Source organism: Pseudoalteromonas sp. RWi3 (assembly GCF_054960735.1).
This window is the reverse complement of the sequence record NZ_JBHNYL010000009.1, coordinates 1-19,524: the sequence shown is the minus strand read 5'-3', so window position 1 is coordinate 19,524 and position 19,524 is coordinate 1. Positions and strand designations below refer to the sequence as shown.

Below are 19,524 nucleotides of genomic sequence, written 5' to 3'. Positions count from 1 at the left end.
ATGAAATTTTCACACTTTTTTATCCAGCGACCTATTTTTGCAGCAATGCTGTCATTAATAATTCTTATTGCTGGTGGTATTTCTTTGTTTCAGCTCCCTGTGAGCGAATACCCTGAAGTTGTGCCGCCTACAGTGGTTGTTACTGCTAACTATCCAGGTGCCAATCCAACGGTTATAGCTCAAACTGTAGCAACACCATTAGAGCAAGAGATAAATGGTACTGAAAATATGTTGTACATGTTTTCACAAGCGACCAGTGATGGCCGAATGACGTTAACAGTCACATTTGCGCTTGGTACCGATCTTGATAGAGCACAAGTACAAGTGCAAAATCGTGTAAATAGTGCGTTACCTCGCCTACCTGAAGAAGTTCAACGCTTGGGTGTGGTTGCAGAAAAATCATCGCCTGATTTGACCATGGTTGTTCATTTATATTCACCACAGAAAACACACGATACAGCCTACCTATCAAACTATGCTGATTTGTATATTAAAGACCAGATCGCACGATTAGCGGGTGTGGGTGATGTGCAATTATTTGGTGGTGGTCAGTACTCAATGAGAGTTTGGCTAAACCCTGATGCATTGTCTGCACGCGGTTTGACTGCAATGGATGTTGTTACGGCTCTTCGTGCTCAAAACCAACAGGTTGCAGCGGGGAGTTTAGGTGCTCAACCTGCCTCAACAGACAGTCAGTTTCAAGTATTGTTGAATGTTAAAGGGCGTTTAAACAGTGTTGAAGAGTTTGAGCAAGTTATTATAAAAGTGGGTGAACAAGGGCAATTAACTCGCCTTAGTGATGTTGCGCGAGTGGACTTGGGACAAAACACCTACTCATTACGCGCTGAACTTGATAATCAACCAGCACTGGCGATGCCTATTTTTCAACGACCGGGTTCAAATGCGATTGAGCTTTCTGATCAAGTACGTGAAACTATGGCACGGCTATCTGAAGCGTTTCCTGAGGGCGTTGAGTATGACATAGTTTATGATCCGACAGTATTCGTGCGTGGTTCAATTGATGCTGTTATAGCGACTTTACTTGAAGCAATTGCATTGGTTGTTATTGTGGTTGTGTTGTTTTTACAAACTTGGCGAGCATCTATTATTCCATTGATTGCGGTCCCCGTTTCGTTGATTGGTACGTTTGCGGTTATGCAATGGTTAGGTGTTTCAATCAATACATTATCGTTATTTGGTTTGGTGTTGGCCATTGGTATTGTGGTTGATGACGCGATTGTAGTGGTTGAAAATGTTGAGCGAAATATAGGCCAAGGTTTATCACCTTTAGAAGCAACCCGTGTGGCGATGACCGAAGTAACCGGGCCAATAATTGCGATTGCTTTAGTGTTATGTGCCGTATTTATTCCTACTGCATTTATTAGTGGTTTATCGGGCCAATTTTATAAACAATTTGCATTAACGATCACCATTTCAACTGTAATATCAGCATTTAACTCATTAACACTTTCACCTGCGTTATCTGCTTTATTACTAAAAAGCCATGACGCAAAACCAGATGCATTAACACGTTTGCTAAATCGCTTATTTGGCCGCTGGTTGTTTAATCCGTTTAATCGTCTATTTGACCGTGGCGCAAAAGTTTATCAAAAGCTGGTGCAAAAGTTAATGCGTATGAGTGTTATCGTACTGGTTGTTTATATTGCATTAGTTGGCGGCACAATTAAGTTGTTTGATGCTGTGCCAGGTGGTTTCATCCCTGCTCAGGATAAACAATATTTGGTTGCCATTGCGCAATTACCTGATGCAGCGAGCCTTGAGCGTACACAAGATGTTGTAAAGCAAATGCAAGAAATTGCATTGCAAGTGCCGGGCGTTGCAAACACGGTTGCGTTTCCGGGATTGTCAGTAAATGGATTCACAAATAGCCCTAATAGCGCGATAGTGTTTACTCCTTTAGATGCATTTAGTGAGCGAGCAGAGCCACAGTTATCAGCCATGGCAATTGCTGCACAACTAAACCAGCGTTTTTCAGCTATTGATGAAGCATTTGTTGCTGTATTTCCACCTCCGCCAATTCAAGGGTTGGGTACTACGGGTGGCTTTAAATTACAAATAGAAGACCGCGCAAATAAAGGCTTTGAAGCTTTGTTTAATAGTCTTCAAGCGGTAATTACAAAAGCACAACAAGATCCGGCGTTGATGGGGATGTATTCCAGTTTTCGCATTCAAGTGCCGCAAATGGATATTGATATTGACCGTGAGCAAGCTCTAATACAGGGTATTCCACTAGATGAAGTTTTTAATGCGCTGCAAATATACTTAGGTTCAATGTATGTAAATGACTTTAATATGTTTGGTCGTACTTACCAAGTTAATGCGCAAGCAGATGCTCAATATAGGCTCGATCCAGAGCAGATATTGAACCTTAAAGTACGTAATAATCAGGGGAACATGGTGCCACTTGGTTCAGTACTGACAGCTACACCAACCATTGGACCAGACCGAGTTATGCATTACAACGGATACCCAAGTGCTGAACTCAATGGCAGCCCTGCGCCAGGTTTTAGCTCTGACCAAGCGCAATATGCAATAGAGGCAATTTTAGCTGATACCCTGCCTACTGGGATTGAGTATGAATGGACTGAAGTGACATTCCAGCAAATTCTAGCGGGTAACACGATGGTTTATGTTTTCCCACTGGTGGTTTTACTTGTGTTCATGGTATTGGCTGCGACGTATGAAAGTTTAAGGCTACCTCTAGCTATTATTTTAATTGTACCCATGACTATATTCTCTGCACTAATGGGAGTGTGGCTAGTGGGCGACGATAATAATATTTTTACACAAATTGCCTTAATTGTTTTAGTGGCACTTGCATCAAAAAATGCCATTTTGATGGTTGAATTTGCGCGAGATAAAACCAAGCAGAACATGAGTCATTTTGATGCCATTTTAGAGGCATGCCGTATGCGTTTGCGCCCCATATTAATGACATCAATAGCATTTACTGCAGGTGTTATTCCGCTTGTACTAGCCACAGGTGCAGGCGCTGAAATGCGCCATGCAATGGGGAACGCGGTGTTTTCAGGCATGATAGGTGTGACAGTCTTTGGCTTATTGTTTACACCTGTATTTTATATTTTAGTAACCAAGTCACCTAAAGCCCCATCACAGGAGCAAATTAATGAATAATTTACGATTAGCCGCTGTGGTTATTGCTAGTTTATTAACTGGCTGTGCGAGCAAAATTGATGAGCAACAGTACCAATCCGATTTGCAATCATTTGTTGAGAAAACGCAGATTGCACAGCAATTACAGGGCACTGATGAGCTTAATTGGTGGCAAAAATTGGGCTCACAGCAACTCAATGATCTGGTTGCCAAAGCGCGCAGTAATAATTTTGATTTAAAGACCCAACAGTTTCAATTGCAAAGTGCTTTAGCGCGCTTAGGTGCTGAACGTGCCCAGTACTTACCACAAGGTAATATTGGTGCGAGTGCGACGCGCACTAGCATTGGTAATAGTCAATCACGGCAATCGCAATCAGGTGTTAATTTAGATTGGCAGATAGACTTGTTTGGTAAAGTCACTGCACTGGTTGACGCTGCGAATGCCGGTGCAATGAGCCAAGCTGAGCAAGTAAGGGCATTGCAAATTGAAACACTATCCTCAGTGGTAAAAGGGTTTGTAAGCTACCAAGGTAGCTTACAAAAAAAGCAAATAATCAACTTGCAAATAGAGGCGCTCTTACAAAGTATTGATGTACTAAAAGCACGTGTTGAAGAGGGGGTTGCAAGCGAACTTGATTTAAATCGGACGTTGGCTCAGCTAAAGCAACAGCAAGCTTTGTTGCCTGAGATTGAATTTGCTCAGTTTAGTGACTTGTCAATGTTGGCTTTATTAACTGGGCAGCTCGCTAGTGATATAAAATTGCAGGATGAAAGGGATATACTCAGCCGCAATTTTAAGGTGAGTTTAACCAGCCCAAGCAAAGCGGTTGCACTTAGGCCCGATATCAGTCGAGCGCTTTTTGAGTTTAGCCAAGCAAGCTCACTGAGTGTGGCTGCAAGTAAAGCTTTACTGCCAGATATTAGCTTGAGTGCTTTTGCTGGAGTAATTAGCTTAGGTAATAATCAGTTATCTGATACTCAACAACAATGGCAGTTAGCGCCAAAAATCCAGTGGTCATTACTGAGTTACCCAGCTTTGCTTGCCCAGCGTGATGCACAAGACTATTTAACACAAGCCGCGTACAGTCAATATCAGCAAGTTGTATTAAATGCGATGAGCGAAAGTGAACTATCGTTACAGCGTTTAGTCAAACAGGGCGAACAAACTAAGTATGCAAACGAGCGTTTTAAGTATGCCAATAATGCATTTTTACAAGCACAAGCTATGTATCAAGAAGGGCAAATTCCCTACTTAGAGTTGTTAGATGCGCGGCAGGATGTTTTAATAGCGCAAGAGAATGCAGTAGATTCAACCATTTCGTCATTACTTGCCAAAGTAGATACTTACCAAGTATTCAATGGGCGGTGGGGCTACGCGTTAGTTAATTAGTTAAATAGAGTCTTTAATGCCACATACTGATATTTTATCAACAATTCCAAGGCTTATGCGTGCAATTGTGCTCGAGGAGCCTAACGAGCAGATTTTACTTTCTGAACGTGAAATACCTGTGCCCGATGTATCAGGGAATGATTTGTTAATTAAAGTGGAGTATGTGGGGTTAAATCCCACGGATGCACAGTTCGCTAAAACGGGTTTTTGTAAATGGAATTACCCTCATACTTTGGGTTTGGATGCCGTTGGTGTGGTAGTTAAAGCGGATAAAGGTGTTTTCCCAGGAGTGGGGAACCGGGTAATGTTCCATGGTAATTTGGGTGAGCAAGGCGTGTTATCCCAATACGTAAAAGTCCCCAACTTTGCAGTTTCAGTGATCCCCGACTCGGTTAAATCAAGTCATGCGGCGACACTCCCCTGTGCTGGGATGTCAGCATTAGTTGCACTGGACAAACTGCAATTAAGCGAAGGTGATTCAATATTAATTGAAGCGGGTGCAGGTGCAGTGGGGCAGTTTGCAATTCAGTTTGCAAAACAACGTGGTGCAACAGTTTTTACGACAGCTAGTAAGCGCAATCATAAGCTTGTTAAGCAGCTCGGAGCTGATGTTGCATTTGATTATCACGATAAAAAGTTAGTAGATAAAATTCGTCGAGAGCTAGGGCCGCAAGGTTTTGATGCTGTCCTAGATTCAATTGGGGGAGAAACGACCATTCGAAACGTTGAGTTAATGCGTTTTTGTGGACGTATTGCTTGTTTAAACCCTCTACCAGCATTTGAGCAAGAGCTGATGTTTCGCCGAGCTCCGAATATCGGTATTGTTTCACTCGGCGGTGCTTGGCTTGCAAATAGCTTATGTGCGCAGCAAAGAATGAGCTTTATGGGCAATTTGCTACTAGAAAGTTTGGCAAATAATACACTGACCATTCCTTGTATTATTCCTGTTGAGTTTAATTCTTCGAATGTATCTGCCTCGCTAAATAGACAATTACAAGGTGGTTTTACCGGAAAGCAAGTGGTGCAGGTGAGCTAAATTAAATACATTATCTGAGAATGTAATTAAGCCTCACTGTCTGGAGGTTTTTGTTTAAAGGATGTTATGGATAATATTAAATCGCAACGGCTAATAATGCGTTCAGGGCAATTGAGTGATAGTTATTTTATCTTAACTTTACTGAATCAACCCAGTTTTTATGAAAACATTGCAGACAAAGGCATTTATACATCTGAGCAGGCAAAGGATTATATTCAAAATGCATTTATTAATTCACATCAAATAAATGGCTTTGGTCCTTATATAGTAACGCTCAAAGACTCTACCCCTATTGGTATGGTTGGGTTGTTTAAAAGAGACTATTTGAATGTCCCTGATATTGGTTATGCCTTTTTATCAAAGTATACAGGTAAAGGCTATGCAACGGAGGCATGTGAACAATTGATTCAAAATGTTCAGAATCGCTTTCAAACAATTTCAGCAATTACCTCTGAAGATAATATCGCATCACAAAAAATACTTAAAAAGTTAAATTTCTCCCGCATGACAGATATAATAGCAAGTCATGACAAGCAGCCTATTTGCCTTTACATTAAGGCGTTGTAACTTCAATTTGCATTGCTTTTAATTGCTCTGCAACGCTTAGGTTGACTGCCGACCATGTTTTTTCAAGTGTTTCAACAAGTCCTTTATAATCATCATCTATCAACGGGGTTAATTCACTAAAGTAGTGAATTTCCTTTAATGTGCGCCCATTCTCAAATGTTGTGTGGTAAAGCCGCCACAGGCCAGAAATATCAGCATTGCCAGCATTGTCACCATTAAAGTGGTGAATTTCATATTCAATCTCATAAAAAGTTTGTTGGTGGGTGTCGGTAATTACAGGTAATCCTTTGACGACCATCCATGTATCTAATTGGGTAAACAGTGTTTGATGCGCACTTGCTGTTAGCATAATATCTGGCGCTTCGCTCCATAAATGATAATTTGCCGATGTGACTTGGTTATTATCTACCTCTAGTGCAATACCGCGATTATTTAAAGCACCACGTAGGTTGACGGTTAATATACGTAACTGTAAATCGGTGTTCTCACTCGTGCGCGCTGAAGGAGTTATTTTCTGATTAAACTGAAAATACTTCACAGGAGCATTTAATGACTGACTACAGCCAGCGATTCCTAGCATGCAGGTAACGAGTAGCGTGTTAATTAAACTGAAGATACGCATTTATTGTTTCCTCGGTGTTGGATCTGCTGGTAATGATTTATCAAAAATGAACATGTTTGGCTGCTCATTTAGGCCGCGTGTTAAAGGTTGTAACTCTTCACTTAAGCGTTTAAATTCAGAAAGCGTTTGTTGTAATTGATGGTGAAATTGCGACCCTTGCTGATAGCTGGCCATGGTTTTTTCAAACTGTTTCATTGTGACATCAAATTGTTGCATGCTTTTGGTCATTTCAGCAAAGTTGCGGTTAATATCGCCGGGTAAATTTTGTGTATCTTGTTGATTAAGCAAGTCACGCATTTCATTGGCAAGCGCCTGATAATCAGTAAATGTAGATTGCATTTGGGCTAAACTGTCTTCAATTTTTAGGTTATTCACCTTATTCAGTACATCTGAAACTTGATCAGCCAATACCGTGATCCCACTAGAAACACTCGGAAACACTTGATATTGAGACACAGTTGTTAGTTCAGCGTCATCAGCATCGTTATATATATCAAAATCAACATACACGGCACCAGTGAGCAGGTTCCCTGGTTTAAGCGAGGCGCGTAAACCATTTTTAATCCATCCTTCGACGTTGCCTCGCCAAAAATCGCGAGCTTGGTTGCTGTTATGATATATGCGGCCATATTCAATTTTAATAAGAGCAGGTACGGCTGTATTATCAGTTCTAAAATGGGCAGGCACACCATCAATCATCACATTGGCTGGTGCTTCTACGACTGTTCCGACACGCATACCCCGGTATTCAACTGGGGCGCCAGGCCTTAAGCCACGTATAGATTGCTCAAATTCAATTAGGTAGTAATCAAAATCATAAAAACGTTCTTCAAGGGCATGCTTATAACTTTTACTTAATGAAAATGCATGACCATCATTGGCTAAATCACCAGGGGCTTGTTGTTCAGGTAAGCCAACAGATATCCCGCCTTTAAGTAGTTTACTTAAAGAGCCCGTATTAACGTTAATACCATCAGCTGATAAATCAATTTCTACCCCCGCGTTGACCCAAAAAATTGAATTAAGGGTTATTAAGTTTTGATATGGCTCATTGATGAAGATGCCGTACTTCATCGCTTGATTTTTCCAATCAAAAGTGGCGGTTTCAACTTGGCCAATTTTATAGTTTTTATAATAAATGCTGGTACTTACATCCATTACTTCGGCATTATAGCTTTGTAAAACAAACCGACCACCTTTAACATCTTTACCAATTAATGCGGGCTCGTCTTGTAATATAAAATGTTCTTTCATTAGTTTACTTTCACCCGGTGCAAATTCTAAATATACACCTGAAAGTAATGTACTCATGCCACTGATACCAGTTTCATCAATCCGTGGCTTTACCACCCAAATATTGGCATCATCGGTAAGTAAACTATCGTAGTGTTTATCTATTTGCGCTCGCGCAATAACGCTGTTTTTATCATCAGATAATCGGATGTGGTCTATTTGGCCTATCTTTACGCTACGAACTTTAATTTCAGTTTTACCGGCAATAATTCCTTCAGCTTGTGCCATGGTAATATATATAGTCGCTCCTTTGTTTGCCTGATATTGATATAACATCCATGCACCAACAAATAGGGCTATTATAGGAATAATCCAAATAGCAGAAATGCGAGGCTCTTGTTTTACGTTGGCTGTTTCATTCATGACTATCTCTAATTACGTGTAACGGTATTTGGCGAATCCCAAAGCAGACGAGGATCGAATGCGTGGGCTGCCATCATTTGGCTGAGCACCATAGCAGTAAAAAATACAGTCCCTAGGCCTGGGCTCACAGACATTAAATTACCTAACTGAACCAAGGCTACTAGAATTGCGACAACAAATACATCAATCATAGACCATTTACCAATAAATTCAGTTAATTGATATACTTTGGTATACCGTATTGACTGACTGCTTGCTGGGTATTTAACGATAATACATAAAAAAATTAAGATGAGTGCTTTTGCTAGTGGCACAACCACACTAGCCAAAAATATAATTATAGCGATGGGGTACGAACCTGCTTGCCATAACACAATAACACCACCAATAAGTGTAGAAGGCGTTTGATCACCCAAGCTAGTGGTATACATAATAGGAAACATATTTGCAGGTATATAACAGGCAACGGAAGTTAATAACCACGCGAGTGCTTTTTGAATACTGTTAGGGTTTCGAACATGAGCTTTACTGTGGCAGCGGGGACAATATTCATGTTCGGATAATTGGTGACACACATGACATGCTCTAATATTTTTATCGATGCCTCTGTCGCCATTGTTTGCTTCACTAATATTAGCGAGTGGGCGGACTTGTTCCCATAGACGTTGACGGTTTAAGTGCGTAAGTGCTGCAATATACAAAATGACGAAGCAGATATAAGCCCAAAAGCTAATCCCAAAACTAATGTCTGCCATCGACATAATCTTAACCATACTGACAAGCACACCAATCAGAAAAATTTCACACATGATCCACGGTTCTAATGCCAATGTGAACTTAAGTAACCGCTTTGCAATAGTAAAAGGCAGTACTTTTAAAGCTCCTAAATGTAATGGAATCAGTAAGGCAAGTAACGCCATGGGCAAGCCAATAATGCTCACATCAATAAAGATACCGAGTAATTCACTGTCATAATTAAATAAAATTTTTGCTGCATCGGGTAGCGTGATTGTTTGCGTAATACCGCTGCTGCTAAATGAAATAAAAGGATAAAACATACTGCTTAAAAGCATGATTAACGCACTGATACTTAGTGCCACAATAAGGGAGTCGTTATTTGTATTTGCAGTAGATAATTTCGTGTGGCAATGCGGGCACACAGCTATTTGCTTTGCCGCTATTTGAGGAAGCTCAATAATTAGGTCACAGTTAGGACATGCTGTTTGCAATGCGATAGCCAAATAAAGTACATACGAATTAAAGTTTGCATCAAATAAATGTGAATTACAATTGGATGATTGTTTTAAATACACTATCATAAGATAACAATGAATGGAGTCATACATACACGCATTTGGGCGTAAATTATGCCTCAAGGGTTAATTTGTGATTAAACTACTTTGTTTTTGCTTAATTTTATTTAGCGTAAGCTTACATGCTCTCACAGAGCAAAAATCAACTAACCGTATCAATATTGGCGTAAGCCCTTCATTACCCCCATATGTATTTAGTAAAAATAACTCGGGTTTACAGTTAGAGTTAATTAAAGCAGCTTTTAAAAGCCAAGGCATTACTGATCTGAATATTATTTACATGTCGAATAAACGCGTAGAACATTCTTTAGAGCAGGCTGAAATAGATGTTGCAGTGAATTACGCAGGCTCTCGAATCGAGGGAATTTACCCAAGCCAAAGTCTTTTATCCTATCAAAATGTGGCCGTTAGCCTGACTAAAAATAATTTCAAGATAACCTCTGTGTATGCTCTAAAAGGTAAAAGTGTATTGGCCTTTCAAAACGCCACAGCGTTCTTACCTCATCCATATAAAAAGGTAACAACAAAGTTAAATTACTATGAAGAAGTCGTCAATCAGGCGGCTCAGGTTGATCACTTAATGAAAGAGTGGGTCGATGTAGTGGTACTCGAAAAGCGAGTGTTTTTGTATTACTTACAGCAATATCAGCAAGAGAACGACACAAAAGAGATAACAATTCACCCTATATTTAGTGAAGCTGCGCGCCCCGCGTACTTCAATGATAAACCCTTACAAGAGCTGTTTGATATGGGCTTAGCCCATATCAAAAAAAGTGGTGAATATAATGCGATTATGACCTTCGATGGTACTAATTATGCAAAGGCCTCTTACGATGGCCTAATCAAATAAAGCAACCGTTTGTCGTGTTAGCGCAATAAGTTCCCCTGATTGTGACCAAATAGCACCATCTTCAAGTCCATATCCATCTTTACAGTGATGAGTAATTGCTTCAAACCCTAACCATTCATTTGCCGCTAATTGGGGTTCTTGTACAAATTCTAAATACCAAGACATACTACTTGCAGGAGCCGGTTGGTTAAACATCTGCAATAAAGTGGGTGGCCAAGCATCGGTGAGCGCAATAACGTGCGCTTCGTTTAATTGTGCTGGGGTGTGTTTTAGTTTCATCCAACCACCTAAGTGTGATGTATCAGCCCCAACAAACGGCATACCACCTTGTTGCGGACATAAATCAACATGTTGGAAAAACTCAGGCATGGCACCAGATTTAAAAGGAAGCGTATAGCGAGGATCCACAGGTTTTAATGTCATTTCTTTCGAAACGGGCACATGAACACCGGAGTTACGCGCTTTAGCAAAGCAAGCCTGCACAATTACACTTACTTGATCATTTTGTACGGCTTTGGCTAAAACTTGCGTACTATTTTTACCTTCTCGTAATATTTCAACGTGCAGTGAAAAGCCGGTGTCGGCTATTAATGGTCCTACAAAATTTGTACTTATTGATAGTAAACGTCGCGATGGCTCAATCTGTTGGCGCATGGCTTGATAAAGTAGTGATGCAGATAACCCGCCAAATGCGGTTCTACCTTGGCACCAGTTAGCAGGAAATTGCATGGTTGCTGTTTTTTGTTCAAGTGCTGACATCTTACCGATTTGTGTTGCAGCTTGTAGTAAATCATCAAAGTGCATAGCCGTTCCTTTGGAATAATGTGTTATTTGCTTAATTTATATCATACAAAAACTGATCAGACCACTTGTGAAAGCGTGGTCAAATGGTCTAAAAATCACCAATCCACACTTGTTATAAGGTTATTTGCAAAATAAATTGCAAAAAAACACTTTTTTTTCATTTTTACAGTTGAATTCAGTTTGGGGCATCCCTATTTACTAGTCATCGAACGTATTAACGAATTTTGAAGTTGGAGATGATTCATGGGTAAAATTATTGGAATCGATTTAGGTACTACTAACTCTTGTGTTGCAGTACTAGATGGCGATAAAGCACGCGTAATTGAAAATGCGGAAGGCGATCGTACAACACCATCCATCATTGCATATACGCAAGATGGTGAGACATTAGTTGGTCAATCTGCAAAGCGTCAAGCAGTGACAAATCCTACTAACACTTTATTTGCGATTAAGCGTTTAATCGGTCGTCGTTTTGAAGACGAAGAAGTGCAACGCGATATCGGCATCATGCCATTTCAAATTATCAAAGCTGATAATGGCGATGCATGGGTTGAAGCGGGCGGTGAAAAGCGTGCGGCACCACAAATTTCAGCAGAAGTACTGAAAAAAATGAAGAAAACAGCTGAAGACTTCTTAGGTGAAGAAGTAACTGAAGCCGTTATCACAGTACCTGCATACTTTAACGATTCACAACGTCAAGCAACTAAAGATGCTGGCCGCATTGCGGGTCTAGAAGTTAAACGTATCATCAATGAGCCTACAGCCGCTGCACTTGCATACGGTATGGATAAAAACAAAGGCGAAAACATTGTAGCCGTTTACGACTTAGGTGGCGGTACTTTCGATTTATCAATCATCGAGATTGACGAAGTTGAAGGCGAGCACACGTTTGAAGTACTTGCGACTAACGGTGACACTCACTTAGGTGGTGAAGATTTCGATAACCGCGTAATCAATTACCTAGTTGCTGAATTCAAGAAAGACCAAGGTGTTGACTTAAAAACTGATCCACTTGCAATGCAACGTGTTAAAGAAGCAGCAGAAAAAGCAAAAATTGAGCTTTCATCGGCACAATCTACTGAAGTAAACCTTCCGTATGTAACTGCTGATGCTTCAGGTCCTAAGCACATGAACGTGAAATTGACACGCGCTAAGCTTGAATCATTAGTTGAAGACTTAGTAACTAAGTCAATTGAACCGCTTAAACGTGCACTTGCTGATGCAGATTTATCTGTAAGCGACATCAACGATATTATCCTTGTTGGTGGTCAAACACGTATGCCGTTAGTACAAAAAACAGTGGCTGAGTTCTTTGGTAAAGACCCACGTAAAGACGTTAACCCTGATGAAGCTGTAGCAGTAGGCGCGGCGATTCAAGGTGGTGTTCTTGCTGGTGACGTTAAAGACGTACTATTACTAGACGTTTCACCACTGTCTCTAGGTATCGAGACAATGGGTTCTGTAATGACTGCGCTAATTGAGAAAAATACAACGATTCCTACTAAGAAATCGCAAACTTTCTCAACAGCTGAAGACAATCAAGCAGCGGTTACTATCCACGTACTACAAGGTGAGCGTAAACGTGCAAGCGACAATAAATCTCTAGGTCAATTTAACCTAGAAGGTATTCGTCCTGCACAACGTGGTACACCACAAATCGAAGTTACCTTCGACGTAGATGCGGATGGTATCTTACATGTATCAGCTAAAGATAAAGATACAGGCAAAGAGCAAAAAATCACGATTCAAGCGTCTTCAGGTCTAAGTGATGAAGAAGTTGAAAAAATGGTTCGTGATGCAGAAGCTAACGCTGAAGAAGATAAAAAGTTCGAAGAGCTTGTAGCGACTCGTAACCAAGCTGATGCAATGGTTCACGGCACGCGTAAGCAAATCGAAGAAGCTGGCGATGCACTACCTAGTGAAGACAAAGAAGCAATTGAAGCGGCTGTTGTTGACCTAGAAGCAGCAATTAAGAGTGACAACAAAGAAGAGATTGAAGCAAAAACTCAAGCTCTTGCTGAAAAATCACAAAAATTAATGGAAATTGCACAAGCTAAAGCACAACAAGCTGGCGGCGACGCTGGTGAGCAACCACAACAATCAGCTAAACAAGATGACGACGTTGTAGATGCAGAGTTCGAAGAAGTAAAAGACGACAAGTAATTGTCACTAACGCTTCTCACTAACCTAAAACACCATGACTAAATGGGGTGTTTAAGTTAGGATGAACAAATGAGGCGCGTAGGCTAAAGCTTAACGCGCCTTTTGCATGTAAAAAGAGCATGTAAAATAGCTTAAAAATTAATGGTAAATCGATATGATTTATCGGTTTATCCGCAGCCAAGCTGCAGTAGCAAAAGAGTAGTGTGATAGATATGTCAAAACGCGATTATTATGAAGTCCTTGGTGTGGCAAAAGATGCTAGCGAAAGAGACATTAAAAAAGCGTATAAACGCTTAGCGATGAAATATCATCCAGATCGTACCGCCGGTGATAAAGAACTGGAAACCAAGTTTAAAGAAGTTAAAGAAGCTTATGAAGTCTTAACAGATGATCAAAAGCGCCAAATGTATGATCAATATGGTCATGCGGCCTTCGAACAAGGTGGTGGCGGTGGTCACGGAGGTTTTGGTGGCGGCCAAGGTGACTTTGGTGATATTTTTGGTGATGTTTTCGGTGATATCTTTGGCGGAGGTGGCGGTGGACGTCGTCAATCTCGTCAACAACGTGGTGCCGATTTACGTTACAACATGGACTTAAGCTTAGAAGAAGCGGTTCGTGGTAAAGAAGTTGAAATTAAAGTGCCTACATGGGTGAGCTGTTCACCATGTGACGGCAGCGGTGCAAAACCTGGCTCTAAGCCAAAAACGTGTACAACGTGTCATGGTGCAGGCCAAGTACAAATGCGCCAAGGTTTCTTTGCTGTTCAACAATCGTGTCCTACGTGTCAGGGCACAGGCCAGATTATTTCTGATCCCTGTAACAGCTGTCATGGTCAAGGCCGTGTAGAGAAAACTAAAACCTTATCAGTTAAAATACCAGCCGGTGTTGATACTGGCGACCGTATTCGTTTATCTGGCGAAGGTGAAGCGGGCGCTCATGGAGCACCTGCTGGTGATTTATATGTTCAAGTATCGGTACGTGAACACCCAATCTTCGTGCGTGATGGCAACAACCTCTACTGTGAAGTACCAATTGGCTACACCACAGCAGCCCTAGGCGGTGAGATTGAAGTACCTACGCTAGATGGTCGCGCTAAGCTTAAAATACCTGCTGAGAGCCAAACGGGTAAGATGTTCCGTATGCGTGGCAAAGGTGTTAAATCAGTGCGCAGTGGTGCTGTAGGTGACTTACTTTGCAAAGTGGTTATCGAAACACCGGTTAACTTAAATGAACGTCAACGTGAATTACTTGAAGAGCTTGAGTTAAGCATGGGTAAAGACGGTTCAAAAAATCGCCCTAAAGAAAAAGGTTTTTTTGAAGGCGTGAAAAAATTCTTTGATGATTTAACTAAGTAATAATCGTAAGTGATTTAAAAATGGCGCCGTATGGCGCCATTTTAGTATGAACTGAAAAAAGTAGCGCGTGTATTCAACTGTACAGCAGCACTTCCCGCACCTAAGCGCTAACCTCCTTAGCATAAAACTTAAACCAGATTTTATTTATAATTTTGTTGATTTAGTACATTTAACAACCAAGGAAAATTAAAACCAACTCTGTTATTGTCCAAACATTCCACAAAGTATGTAATTATCTGCAGTACGGTTAACGTACAGATTTAAGGAAAAATAACAATGACACCGGCAATTATACTCTTAGAGCAAAAGCACATTAACTTTACTGTATTAAGCTATGAACATGATGCAACAGCAACACAATTTGGACTTGAAGCGGTTGAAAAACTTACATTAAATGCAGAACAAGTATTTAAAACGTTAGTGTTAGAAACGAGTAATAACAAACTCGTTGTGGCAATTACGCCGGTATCGCAGCAGGTAAATTTAAAGCAACTGGCTAAAACATGTGGGGTTAAAAAAGTAGCGATGGCAGAGCCAAATAAAGTGGCTGCCAGTACGGGCTATATTTTAGGGGGAGTCAGCCCGCTTGGACAAAAAAAACGCCTTGATACGTACATTCATCAAAGCGCTGAAAAATTTAACACCATTTATGTGAGTGCAGGTAAGCGCGGCCTTGAGATAGCGCTTTGTCCTTTCGATTTAAAAAAACTTACACAGGCAACGTTTGCATGCTTCTGATAAATAAGATGATGGGTTTGCGGTTTTTTGCACAAAAAACCAAAAAAATTTCAATTCAGCTTACACGTGTAAGCCGTTTTTATTCAATAACTTAAGCATACCAAAAATAAATAAATTGAAAAAAGTGTTAAAAAATTGGTTAGAGCAATTGATCTAAAGCGATTTTTATGACGTAATAGTACTATAAATTATCTGGTCGGATGAGTTAATCATGAGTTTACGTACAAAATTAAAAAAAGTGTTACCTAGTATTTCTATTACTGAACAAGAAGCGCTTGATGCGGGTGATGTTTGGTTAGAGGGCTCTATCTACCAAGGTAAGCCTGATTTTAGCGCCTTGCGCGCTGTGCCAGCTGCAACATTAAGTGCAGACGAGCAAGCCTTTATAGATGGCCCGTTACAAGAACTAATGGGTATGATTGATGATACAGAGATTCAAAATGGTATTCATTTACCTGATTACATTCTCGATTTTCTTAAAAAAGAACGTTTCTTTTCACTTATCATCCCTAAGTCGTTCGGCGGTTTAGAGTTTAGCCCTTATGCTAACTCAACTATCGTAGGAACCATTGCGACTAAAAGCTCTGCGGTGGCGGTAACGGTTATGGTACCTAACTCATTAGGTCCGGGTGAGTTACTCCTTCATTTTGGTACAAAAGAGCAACAAGCTCATTACTTACCACGCTTAGCAAATGGCCGTGATATCCCCTGTTTTGCATTGACTAGCCCAGAAGCGGGTTCTGATGCAGGCGGTATTCCTGATTTAGGCACAGTGACTAAAGGCATGTATAAAGGTGAAGAAGTATTAGGCCTTGAAATTACATGGGACAAACGTTACATCACGCTTGCACCGATCGCAACGGTATTAGGTTTAGCCTTTAAAGTAGTTGACCCTGATGGTCTACTTGGCGGCAAAGAAAACCTAGGCATTACCTGTGCGCTTATTCCAAAAGAGCACCCAGGTGTTGAGCTTGGTAATCGCCACGATCCTATGGGTATTCGCTTTTACAACGGTACTACCCGTGGTAACAAAGTATTTGTACCAATGGACTTTATTATTGGTGGTCAAAAGAACATCGGCCGCGGTTGGCAGATGCTGGTTAGCTGCTTAGGCGCTGGCCGTGGTATTTCATTACCGGCATTAGGTGTAAGTTCGTCACAAGTTGCATTTAAAGGTGCATCTGAGTATGCAGCAGTGCGTGAGCAATTTGGCTTAGCCATTGGTCAGTTTGAAGGTATTCAAGAAAAACTAGCAGACATTGCAGGTAAAACATACCTACAAGAAGCGATGCGAGTGCTGACAACTGAAGGCTTAGGCATGGGTTTAAAACCATCTGTTGTTACAGCGATTGCAAAATACCACATGACAGAAATTGGTCGCGATGTACTTGATTCAGCAATGGATATCCAAGCAGGTAAAGCGATTCAAAATGGCCCGCAAAATACATTAGCCAGTGGCTATGTGGCACAGCCTATTGCTATCACGGTAGAAGGTGCAAATATTTTAACTCGTAACCTAATGATTTTTGGTCAAGGTGTTATGCGTTGTCACCCATATTTACAATCTATGGTTGAATCTATCCACAGTGAAGATAAAAACGCAGACAAAGAATTCAACAGCATATTACGTAAAACAGTTGGCTACAGTGTCGGTAACAGCTTACGTGCATTCCGTTTAGGTGTTTTACCATTTACCGCGGGTGCTGAGTCTAAATTGCCAGAAGTGCGCGAATACGAAAAAGCAGCACAAAAGTTATCAGCAAAACTTGCTGTATATGCTGACTTCTCGTTACTAGTGCTTGGCGGTAAACTTAAGCAAGCTGAAATGCTTTCTGCACGCTTAGGTGACGTGATGAGCTTTTTATACGCTGCAATGGCATCAATTAAGTACTACGAGCAAAAAGTAGCAAGCAGTGAGCGTGAGCAAGCAGCGCCTTACTTCCACTATGCAACTCGTTTTGCTTTACAAAGCGCTGAAGAAGCATTGCACAAGTTTTTAGATAACTTCCCAGCAAGTGGTACACGTAAGTTTATGCGTTTCATTACCATGAACTACTCAACTAAAATGCCAAAGATCAGTGATGACTTAATCCGTGAACTTTCTAAGCAAGCACAGCTAGATACAGCGTTTAAAAAGCAAATCACGCATCTAGTTAAGCCAGTTGAAGGCGACGGTCATCATATTAATGAGCAAGCATACCAAGCTAAAATGGCGTGTTTAGACTTACTTGCAAAAGTTAAAAAAGCGTTACGCAGCAAAACAATTAAACCAGGTATTCGTTTTGCGTTAACACTTGATAATGCGCTTGTGGCTAACATCATCACAGAAGATGAATATGCAAAATTAATTGATTACAACAAAAAGCGTGAACGCGCAATTCGTGTTGATGAGTTTGATTTTGACTTAAACTTGTTAGATGAAAATGCAAAGCCAGTAAACCCACTGAAAAGCGTTGTTAATCAGTAACATTTGATTTAATTCAACAATGTAAGCGCCCAGCAGTTCGGGCGCTTTTATATTCAAAAGCCCACACAAAATTGTATGGGCTTTTTTGTTTGTGGTATTGAAATTACTCGTGCTATTTAAACGCATGGATAAACCCGCACAAATCAAAAAAGACGGTAAAACACTTAACTTTACCTATGGCCCACAGCACATGCGGTTTACACAAGTGAATGCCAACGTCACCACCTATTACAGTGACAAACTGTATGAAGAGGAAACCGACGGCACAAACACTACCTGGCGTGCCTACATAGACGACATCGCCGTAATAAGCCAAACCACCCATGAAGGCGCAACCATCCGCTATACCCACCGCGACCGCCTAGGCAGTGCCAGGGTATTTACCGACCACAACGGTTATGTCACAGCACAGCGTAATTTTGACCCATTTGGTAAACCACGGCTAGCCAGTGGCGGGTTAAAGCCGTATGGCAATTCAAAACTTGATGACTTAGAGGATGCTAAAACACGAAGAGGCTTTACCGATCACGAACATTTAGATAATGTAGAGCTGATCCATATGAACGGTCGGGTGTATGATTATAACCTTGGGCGCTTCCTCTCTGTAGACCCTATCATTCAAAGGGTTGGTAATAGCCAAGGGATTAATCCTTATTCGTACATTATGAATAATCCGTTAAGCGGTACAGATCCAACTGGATACGAAATCGAAGAGTTTGACGAGACAGTTAGGGTTAGTATGATTGGTAGTCGGATTAAGAGGACTGTAGCTGTTTCTACTGATTCGACACAAAATGGAGAGGCTACAGTGTCTATTTCTGGTGGAAATGGAGCTGTAAGAGCTGTTGTGAAAAATAGACTCACCAATACGTTGACAAAATCAGGTTATAATGTCGCAAATGTTGGTGCCCCACAAACACTTTCAAAAGGTTCTGGCGGTACTGGTACCAGTGTAACTGAAAGTTTTATTTCGAATCATGTGAATCACTTTACTGAAAAAGTTAATCCAGACGATTCCTCCGAACCATTACTTGCAGCAACTGATTTACCTGATGAACTAAGAGATGCATTAGTTAAGTTCGGTGCAACTGATATTGGTAACAAGGTTTATCAACAGTTCATTAAAGATGGGGCAACAGCAACCTTTACGGAAGTGACAACAGCCACTGACCCTGATATGCAGGTTGCTTGGAGGGTCGGGTTTAATGGTAATCCTAACGAATTACATTACACTCGCAACATATCTGCATGGAAAGCGGCACCTTACACCAAGAGACCGGGGGATGAGGTACAAAGCGCTACCTTAGGTAGTTTGATAGCTCATGAGTTTGGTCATACTAAAAGTGGGTTGGCGGCGATAGGAATTCGAAGTAATACGTATAAACGCAGCATTAATGAACCGAGAGCTTCGGCGCTGTTCGAAAACGG

At 41.0% G+C, this 19,524-nt stretch carries 14 protein-coding genes; 10 read left to right on the top strand and 4 right to left on the bottom strand.

What is annotated here, in order from left to right:
- From ACFI4Z_RS12570 to ACFI4Z_RS12555, 4 genes are all read left to right on the top strand, one after another.
- Positions 1-3,156 carry an efflux RND transporter permease subunit gene (locus tag ACFI4Z_RS12570; RefSeq protein ID WP_462670883.1) on the top strand — a complete coding sequence of 1,052 codons (3,156 nt, stop codon included), beginning with the start codon at positions 1-3 and terminating at the stop codon, positions 3,154-3,156.
- Complete coding sequence (locus ACFI4Z_RS12565; RefSeq protein WP_462670882.1) at positions 3,149-4,525, top strand: TolC family protein; 1,377 nt, start codon at positions 3,149-3,151, stop codon at positions 4,523-4,525. The genes ACFI4Z_RS12570 and ACFI4Z_RS12565 overlap by 8 nt, the downstream gene beginning before the upstream one ends.
- A gap of 16 nt (positions 4,526-4,541) precedes the next feature.
- Positions 4,542-5,561 carry a zinc-binding dehydrogenase gene (locus tag ACFI4Z_RS12560; protein WP_462670881.1) on the top strand — a complete coding sequence of 340 codons (1,020 nt, stop codon included), beginning with the start codon at positions 4,542-4,544 and terminating at the stop codon, positions 5,559-5,561.
- A 66-nt stretch (positions 5,562-5,627) separates the two neighbouring features.
- On the top strand, positions 5,628-6,128 hold the full coding sequence (locus ACFI4Z_RS12555; protein ID WP_462670880.1) for a GNAT family N-acetyltransferase: 501 nt from the start codon (positions 5,628-5,630) through the stop codon (positions 6,126-6,128).
- Here ACFI4Z_RS12555 and ACFI4Z_RS12550 read toward each other — a convergent pair.
- From ACFI4Z_RS12550 to ACFI4Z_RS12540, 3 genes are read right to left on the bottom strand one after another with little or no spacing between them, the layout of a single operon-like run.
- Positions 6,115-6,750, bottom strand: coding sequence for a PqiC family protein (locus ACFI4Z_RS12550; protein WP_462670879.1), 636 nt, complete (start codon positions 6,748-6,750; stop codon positions 6,115-6,117). The genes ACFI4Z_RS12555 and ACFI4Z_RS12550 overlap by 14 nt on opposite strands.
- On the bottom strand, positions 6,751-8,406 hold the full coding sequence (gene pqiB, locus ACFI4Z_RS12545; protein WP_462670878.1) for an intermembrane transport protein PqiB: 1,656 nt from the start codon (positions 8,404-8,406) through the stop codon (positions 6,751-6,753). It abuts the gene before it with no gap.
- Positions 8,407-8,414: 8 nt separating this feature from the next.
- Positions 8,415-9,635 carry a PqiA/YebS family transporter subunit gene (locus ACFI4Z_RS12540; protein WP_462670984.1) on the bottom strand — a complete coding sequence of 407 codons (1,221 nt, stop codon included), beginning with the start codon at positions 9,633-9,635 and terminating at the stop codon, positions 8,415-8,417.
- Between the two features lie 157 nt (positions 9,636-9,792).
- On the opposite strand from ACFI4Z_RS12540, the gene ACFI4Z_RS12535 reads away from it, so the two are divergent.
- Entirely contained in the window at positions 9,793-10,569 is a 777-nt protein-coding gene (locus tag ACFI4Z_RS12535) for a substrate-binding periplasmic protein (protein ID WP_462670877.1), read from the top strand.
- On the opposite strand, the gene ACFI4Z_RS12530 is transcribed toward ACFI4Z_RS12535, so the two are convergent.
- Positions 10,558-11,373: an acyl-CoA thioesterase gene (locus ACFI4Z_RS12530; protein WP_462670876.1), complete on the bottom strand. Its 816-nt coding sequence runs from the start codon at positions 11,371-11,373 to the stop codon at positions 10,558-10,560. The two genes, ACFI4Z_RS12535 and ACFI4Z_RS12530, sit on opposite strands and share 12 nt — an antisense overlap.
- 243 nt (positions 11,374-11,616) lie before the next feature.
- Between ACFI4Z_RS12530 and dnaK the strand changes: the two genes are divergently transcribed.
- From dnaK to ACFI4Z_RS12505, 5 genes are all read left to right on the top strand, one after another.
- A complete protein-coding gene (gene dnaK, locus ACFI4Z_RS12525; protein ID WP_462670875.1) occupies positions 11,617-13,536 on the top strand; it encodes a molecular chaperone DnaK in 1,920 nt (639 codons plus the stop codon).
- A 212-nt stretch (positions 13,537-13,748) separates the two neighbouring features.
- Positions 13,749-14,891: a molecular chaperone DnaJ gene (gene dnaJ, locus ACFI4Z_RS12520; protein WP_462670874.1), complete on the top strand. Its 1,143-nt coding sequence runs from the start codon at positions 13,749-13,751 to the stop codon at positions 14,889-14,891.
- A gap of 276 nt (positions 14,892-15,167) precedes the next feature.
- Complete coding sequence (gene ybaK / locus ACFI4Z_RS12515; RefSeq protein ID WP_462670873.1) at positions 15,168-15,629, top strand: Cys-tRNA(Pro) deacylase; 462 nt, start codon at positions 15,168-15,170, stop codon at positions 15,627-15,629.
- A gap of 211 nt (positions 15,630-15,840) precedes the next feature.
- Entirely contained in the window at positions 15,841-18,096 is a 2,256-nt protein-coding gene (locus tag ACFI4Z_RS12510) for an acyl-CoA dehydrogenase (RefSeq protein ID WP_058559236.1), read from the top strand.
- A 109-nt stretch (positions 18,097-18,205) separates the two neighbouring features.
- Positions 18,206-19,524: RHS repeat domain-containing protein (locus ACFI4Z_RS12505; RefSeq protein WP_462670872.1), on the top strand; the 1,319-nt coding region annotated here is incomplete at its 3' end.